Here is a 6,000-nt window from a genome sequence, read left to right on the forward strand (position 1 = left end):
ATGGTTCGTCGTACCAAAGAGGAAGCTCAGGAAACGCGCAGCCAGATTCTTGAAGCGGCCGAGCAGGCCTTCTACGAGCGCGGGGTTGCGCGTACCACGCTGGCGGATATTGCCGCGCTGGCAGGCGTGACACGTGGTGCCATCTACTGGCATTTCAGCAACAAGGCCGACCTGGTGCAGGCGATGCTCGATACGCTGCACGAGCCGCTGGATGAATTGGCCAGGGCCAGTGAGAGCGAGGACGAGGTCGATCCGCTGGGTTGCATGCGCAAGCTGCTGATTCATCTGTTCCATCAAGTGGCCCTGGACCCGAAGACCCGGCGCATCAATGAGATTTTGTTTCATAAGTGCGAATTCACCGATGAAATGTGTGATCTGCGCCGTCAGCGCCAGACCGCCAGCCTCGAATGCAACCTGCGCATCGGGCTGACCTTGCGTAACGCGGTCCATCGCGGGCAGCTTCCGGAGAATCTCGACACTGTACGTGCCGCGGTGTGCATGCACGCCTATATCGACGGAATTCTCGGCCAGTGGCTGCTGGTGCCCGACAGTTTCCAGTTGGCCCAGGACGCAGAGCGCTGGGTCGATATCGCGTTGGACATGCTGCGCTTGAGCCCTGGCCTGCGCAATTAAGACAAAATGCGTAATTGCGACCAGTTGTGTCAACAATAAACACCGGGGCTGGTCAATCAGGCTTTTCCCTGATTTTGTGGGGTGACGTTATATACGGGCTGGCGGGCGGTTGATAGGTAGTTGGCTAAGTATTTTGTAGCAATATTGTTGCAAGGCTGTGAAGGAATGTTTCCTGCGGCCCATAAAAAAGCCCCGGCTCTCGCAAGTCGGGGCTTTTTCGTTTCAGCAGATCAGAGTGCCAGGGTCGGGTAGTCGATGTAGCCGACCGGGCCTTTGGCGTAGAAAGTCTCTGGATGTGCTTCGTTCAGCGGTGCATCGGCCTTCAGGCGAGCCGGCAGGTCCGGGTTGGCGATGAACGGCACGCCGAATGCCACGGCGTCAGCCTTGCCCGAAGCCAGCCACGCGTTGGCGCTGTCCTTGGTGAAGCGTTCGTTGGCGATGTACGGGCCACCGAAGGCGGCTTTCAGTTGTGGGCCGAGGCTGTCGCCCGCTTCCTTTTCACGGGAGCAGATGAACGCGATGCCACGCTTGCCCAGCTCTTTGGCGACGTAGGTGAAGGTTTCCGACAGGTTGGCGTCGCCCATGTCGTGTGCGTCGGCGCGTGGTGCCAGGTGCACACCGACGCGACCGGCGCCCCAGACTTCAATCACGGCGTCAGTGACTTCGAGCAGCAAGCGTGCGCGGTTTTCCAGGGAGCCGCCGTAGTTGTCGGTGCGCTGGTTGGTGCTGCTTTGCAGGAACTGGTCGAGCAGGTAGCCGTTCGCGCCGTGGACTTCAACGCCGTCAAAACCGGCGGCCTTGGCGTTCTCGGCGCCTACGCGGTAAGCGTCGACGATGTCGGCGATTTCGGCGATTTCCAGGGCGCGCGGCGTTGGGTAGTCGGCCAGTGGGCGTACCAGGCTGACATGGCCTTTAGGCTGGATGGCACTTGGCGCGACCGGGGTTTCACCGTCCAGGTACGACTCGTGGGAGATCCGGCCCACGTGCCACAGTTGCAGGAAGATCTTGCCGCCTGCACCGTGCACGGCCTTGGTCACATTGGCCCAGCCGCGAACCTGGTCGTTGGACCAGATGCCCGGGGTGTCCGGGTAACCCACGCCCATTGGCGTTACGGAGGTGGCTTCGCTGAGGATCAGCCCGGCGGAAGCGCGTTGGACGTAGTACTCAGCCATCAGCGCATTGGGCACGCGACCGGCGTCGGCACGGCAGCGGGTCAGCGGCGCCATGATGATGCGGTTCGACAGTTCCAGGTCGCCCAGTTTGATCGGATCGAAAATAGTCGTCATGGGATAACACCCTTCTCTTTAGTTGATCAGTTAGTCGCGGGGGCCAGGTCGGCATCGCCGGTCTGACGGAAAGTAATCAGGGTCACCAGCAGCGCGAGCACGGCCAGTGCAGCAGCGGCCAGGGGCACGCTGGTCAGGCCGAAGCCGTGGGCAATCACGCTGCCGCCCACCCAGGCGCCGAGGGCGTTGCCGATGTTGAAGGCGCCGATGTTCAAGGTGGACACCAGGTTCGGTGCGGCCTTGCCGAAGGTCACCACGTTGATCTGCAGTGCCGGTACGGCGGCAAACGAGGCGGTGGCCCAGAGGAACAGGGTGATTTCAGTCGGGATCACGGCGACGCTGGTCCAGGTCAGGACGGTGGACACCACCGCCATGCTGATGAACACGCCGATCAGGGTGGCAGCCAGGCGCTTGTCTGCCAGCTTGCCGCCGATGATGTTGCCGACGGTCAGGCCCAGGCCGATCAGCAGCAGGGTCCAGGTCACGCCTTTGGGCGAAACACCGGTGACGTCCCCCAGCAGCGGCGCGACGTAGGTGAAGAGGGTGAACATCGACGCAGCGAACAGCGCGGTCATGCTCAGCGACAGCCAGATGCCGGCGCCTTTGAGTGCTCTGAGCTCGGCGCGCATGTCGAGTTTTTCCTCGTCACGCTTGGCCGGCAGGAAGCGGATCAGGCCGATCAGGGCGATCACCCCAATCACCGTCACGGCCCAGAAGGTCGAGCGCCAGCCCGCTTCCTGACCCAGCGCGGTGCCCAGCGGTACGCCGAGCACGTTGGCCAGGGTCAGGCCGGTGAACATCAGCGCCACGGCCGAAGCACGCTTGTTGGCCGGCACCAGGTTGGCGGCGACCACCGAACCGATACCGAAGAAGGCACCGTGGCACAGCGCGGTGACCACACGGGCAAACATCAGCACGTTGTAGTCACTGGCCAGGGCGCAGAGCAGGTTGCCGATGATGAAGATGCCCATCAACGCTACCAGGGCGGCCTTGCGCGGCAGCTTGGCGGTGGCCAGTGCCATGAAGGGGGCACCGATGGCCACGCCCAGGGCGTAGCCGGTCACCAGCCAGCCGGCGCCGGGAATCGATACACCGAGGTCGGCCGCCACATCGGGCAACAGGCCCATGATGACGAACTCGGTGGTACCGATGGCGAAGGCGCTTAAGGCCAGGATGAGTAGCGAGAGAGGCATTGATGGGTCCTTGTTACAGCGGTGCGCTGAGTTCTTCGGTGAGCGCTTTGAGGAAGGCTTGGATCACGTCCTCATTGCGTTTGAAAAAGTGCCATTGGCCGGCCTTCTGGCTGCTGATCAGCCCCGCCCGTTGCAGGTTCGCCAGGTGCGCCGACACGGTGGACTGAGACAGCCCGCAGCGCTGGTCGATCTGCCCGGCGCAAATGCCGTATTCGTGGTTGTGCAGCTGCTCGGGGAATTGCACTTTCGGGTCTTTCAGCCAGTTGAGGATGTCTCGCCGTACTGGGTGCGCCAGGGCTTTTATTATTTCGTCGAGGTCGATGGACATGGCAGTGATGCTCGGTTTTGTAAAACGTTATATCGCGATGAGGCGAACTTTAAATCGTTGTATCCCGATATACCAATATGAATTTGGTCTTAAACCAGATTGAATCGGTATATCGGGTTATAACGATACGTTGACGGCAGTGCTAGACTGCGCGCCATGAATTATCTCGCACATCTGCACCTCGGCGGCCAACTTCCTGCTCAATTGCTTGGCAGCCTGTATGGCGACTTTGTTAAAGGTCGCCTGCAAGGCCAATTCAGCCCGCAAATCGAGTCGGCGATTCAGTTGCATCGCTCAATCGATCGCTACACCGACAGTCATCCGCTGATCGGGCAGGCGCTGTCGCGCTTCACCCTGACCCGGCGCCGCTATGCCGGGATTGTCCTCGATGTGTTTTTCGACCACTGCCTGGCGCGGGACTGGGCGTTATATGCCGATCAGCCGCTGGAGCGATTTACCTCTGAGGTTTACCGGGTGCTCGCCGAAGAACCGGCGTTGCCGGGGCGGCTGGCGCAGATTGCGCCGTACATGGCGGCGGATGACTGGCTGGGTTCGTACCGCGAATTTGCGGTGATGGAACAGGTACTTCGAGGAATTGGCCGGCGCCTGACACGGCCCGAAGAACTGGGCCATGCCATGCAGGAATTACGAGCGCTGTACGAGCCGTTGAGCGAGGACTTTCGGGTGTTTTACCCAGAATTGCAGCGGTTCTCAAATAGCCAGTTGGCAATACAACTATAAATGTGGGAGCGGGCTTGCTCGCGAAAGCGGTGGGTCAGCTTATGAATCTGCTGACTGATGCACCGCCTTCGCGAGCAAGCCCGCTCCCACATTTTTCACCGTGCTCGCTTCAGGCCGCGAATGCTGGCCGCGCTGGCATTTGCTCAGCTTCTGGAAGGGGGCCAAACAACGCCTTCTGCACCGCCTGCTGCGCCTGGAACGCCAGCGCCGCACGTTCCTGCCCGGCGCAGGCAATCGGCTTGAGCAGATGGATTTCCACGTCGCCCTGGTCATTGCCGAACAAACGCATCAAGTGCGAGAGCAAATCATCGTCGCCAATAAACGGTGCCAGCGGGTCGATGTGGCCATCGCGCAGATAACGAATCGCCACCGGTTGCAGCGACACATCGGCATCAATCGCACTGGCCAGTAACCGCCCGTGGAACGTACGCAGGGCGCGGCCGTCGGTGGTGGTGCCTTCCGGGAACATCAACAGCGGGTGTTGTTGTTCCAGATGACGCGTCATCTGTTTGCGAATCAACTGGCTGTCCCCCGAACCTCGGCGGATGAACAGGCTGCCTGCCTTGGCGGCCAACCAGCCCGCCACCGGCCAGGTGCGCACCTCGGCCTTGGACAGGAACGACATCGGCGCCACCATCCCCAGCAGCGGGATATCGGTCCACGATACGTGGTTGCTGACCCACAGCATCGACTGTTGCGGCAACTCACCGTGAACGGTCACGCGAAAGGGCAGGGCGTTGGTCAGCCGTGCCATGAAAAAACGCGACCAGCGCTGCCGGCGCACCATCGAGTTGGCCACGCCCAGACGTTCAAACACGCCAAACACACTGGCCATGGTCAAACCCAGGGCCACCACCACCAGCACGCGGGCAATTCGCCCGTACACCCGAAGGCGGCTCATCACATGGCTGCCTTGAAGTGGCGGGCATACCGCGGGCACAGCTCGTCGCGCTTGAGCAGGATGAACACGTCGGCGACCTGGAAGTCTTCGTCCCAGCAGGGTTCGCCGCAAATCTTTGCACCCAGGCGCATGTAGGCCTTGAGCAAGGGGGGCATTTCGGCGATGACGTTGGATGGCAGGTCCAGTGCCGGCAGCGGCTTTTTCGGCTCGGCCCGCAGGTGTTCGTTGCACAGGTAGCGTTCGCGCAGGCGCTGCATGATCGCGTGGGCCTGGATGCCGCCGTCGTGCATCGGGATGCTTGCGCAGCCCATCAGGTAGCTGTAGCCGCCCTGGTTGAGGACTTCGGCCAGCTCGCCCCACAACACGGCGATGGTGCCGCCGTTGCGGTAGGCGGGGTCGACGCAGGTGCGGCCGATTTCCAGGATGGGGCCTTTGAGGTGCAGCAGGCCGTGGAGGCTGAATTCTTCTTCGCTGTAGAAGCGGCCCAGGGTGGTGGCGGCCTGGTGATCGAGCAAACGGGTGGTGGCGACGAGTCGACCGCTGTTCAAATCCCGCACGCCGATGTGGCTGCAGTGAACATCATAGTCATCCATGTCCAGGCCCAGTTCAGCGCCTTTCAGCTTGGCGTTGAATTCGCCGCTGAACACGTTGAACCGCAGGGCCTGGGCTTCCTGCAAAGCCTGGGCGCCGATCAGGCGTTCGGCTTGCAGGCGGCGTTCATTGCCGGTGTCGCTGATGCGGGCGATCTGAGTCATGGCGAGTCTCCGAGTGCCGGCCAGGGTTACGGCCGGTCGACTTGTTTGTGCCATGTCAGGCTATGTAGGGCCGGTGTCATCTCCATGAAGTTACGGTGACGCTTAGATGACAGGCATTTCGCCGGTGGGTGCTGTGTTTTTTGTGTACATATCCGTTGCTGCG

The 6,000-nt window shown here is 61.5% G+C and carries 7 protein-coding genes; 2 read left to right on the forward strand and 5 right to left on the reverse strand.

Annotated features, from left to right (window positions below):
• Positions 1-633, forward strand: coding sequence for a TetR family transcriptional regulator (locus HX817_RS28710; RefSeq protein WP_003219798.1), 633 nt, complete (start codon positions 1-3; stop codon positions 631-633).
• 230 nt (positions 634-863) lie between these two features.
• Here the strand turns inward: HX817_RS28710 and HX817_RS28715 are convergent, their stop codons facing one another.
• Genes HX817_RS28715 through HX817_RS28725 form a run of 3 tightly spaced genes read right to left on the reverse strand, consistent with a single transcriptional unit; the run spans position 864 to position 3,440 of the window.
• Positions 864-1,919, reverse strand: a complete 1,056-nt coding sequence (locus HX817_RS28715) for an alkene reductase (protein WP_177041983.1) — start codon at positions 1,917-1,919, stop codon at positions 864-866.
• A 26-nt stretch (positions 1,920-1,945) separates the two neighbouring features.
• Positions 1,946-3,112 (reverse strand): MFS transporter, encoded by a 1,167-nt coding sequence (locus HX817_RS28720; RefSeq protein WP_003219795.1) that lies wholly within the window; start codon positions 3,110-3,112, stop codon positions 1,946-1,948.
• Between the two features lie 13 nt (positions 3,113-3,125).
• On the reverse strand, positions 3,126-3,440 hold the full coding sequence (locus HX817_RS28725; RefSeq protein WP_003219793.1) for a helix-turn-helix transcriptional regulator: 315 nt from the start codon (positions 3,438-3,440) through the stop codon (positions 3,126-3,128).
• A gap of 156 nt (positions 3,441-3,596) precedes the next feature.
• Here HX817_RS28725 and HX817_RS28730 point away from each other — a divergent pair, with 156 nt between their 5' ends.
• On the forward strand, positions 3,597-4,181 hold the full coding sequence (locus tag HX817_RS28730; protein WP_003219791.1) for an ACP phosphodiesterase: 585 nt from the start codon (positions 3,597-3,599) through the stop codon (positions 4,179-4,181).
• A gap of 109 nt (positions 4,182-4,290) precedes the next feature.
• Here HX817_RS28730 and HX817_RS28735 read toward each other — a convergent pair whose 3' ends face one another.
• On the reverse strand, positions 4,291-5,082 hold the full coding sequence (locus HX817_RS28735; RefSeq protein ID WP_003219789.1) for a lysophospholipid acyltransferase family protein: 792 nt from the start codon (positions 5,080-5,082) through the stop codon (positions 4,291-4,293).
• Positions 5,082-5,837 carry an L-ornithine N(alpha)-acyltransferase gene (olsB, locus tag HX817_RS28740; RefSeq protein ID WP_008431132.1) on the reverse strand — a complete coding sequence of 252 codons (756 nt, stop codon included), beginning with the start codon at positions 5,835-5,837 and terminating at the stop codon, positions 5,082-5,084. The genes HX817_RS28735 and olsB overlap by 1 nt, the downstream gene beginning before the upstream one ends.
• Positions 5,838-6,000: the final 163 nt, after the last annotated feature.

It is taken from the genome of Pseudomonas sp. C6002 (assembly GCF_013385805.1).
Classification (GTDB): domain Bacteria; phylum Pseudomonadota; class Gammaproteobacteria; order Pseudomonadales; family Pseudomonadaceae; genus Aquipseudomonas.

What these genes read in the sequence shown, in the direction of transcription:
- HX817_RS28735 (WP_003219789.1), bottom strand. Translation starts at nt 5,082, where the DNA reads ATGAGCCGCCTTCGGGTGTACGGGCGAATTGCCCGCGTGCTGGTGGTG.
- HX817_RS28730 (WP_003219791.1), top strand. Translation starts at nt 3,597, where the DNA reads ATGAATTATCTCGCACATCTGCACCTCGGCGGCCAACTTCCTGCTCAA.
- HX817_RS28715 (WP_177041983.1), bottom strand. Translation starts at nt 1,919, where the DNA reads ATGACGACTATTTTCGATCCGATCAAACTGGGCGACCTGGAACTGTCG.
- HX817_RS28720 (WP_003219795.1), bottom strand. Translation starts at nt 3,112, where the DNA reads ATGCCTCTCTCGCTACTCATCCTGGCCTTAAGCGCCTTCGCCATCGGT.
- HX817_RS28725 (WP_003219793.1), bottom strand. Translation starts at nt 3,440, where the DNA reads ATGTCCATCGACCTCGACGAAATAATAAAAGCCCTGGCGCACCCAGTA.
- HX817_RS28710 (WP_003219798.1), top strand. Translation starts at nt 1, where the DNA reads ATGGTTCGTCGTACCAAAGAGGAAGCTCAGGAAACGCGCAGCCAGATT.
- olsB (WP_008431132.1), bottom strand. Translation starts at nt 5,837, where the DNA reads ATGACTCAGATCGCCCGCATCAGCGACACCGGCAATGAACGCCGCCTG.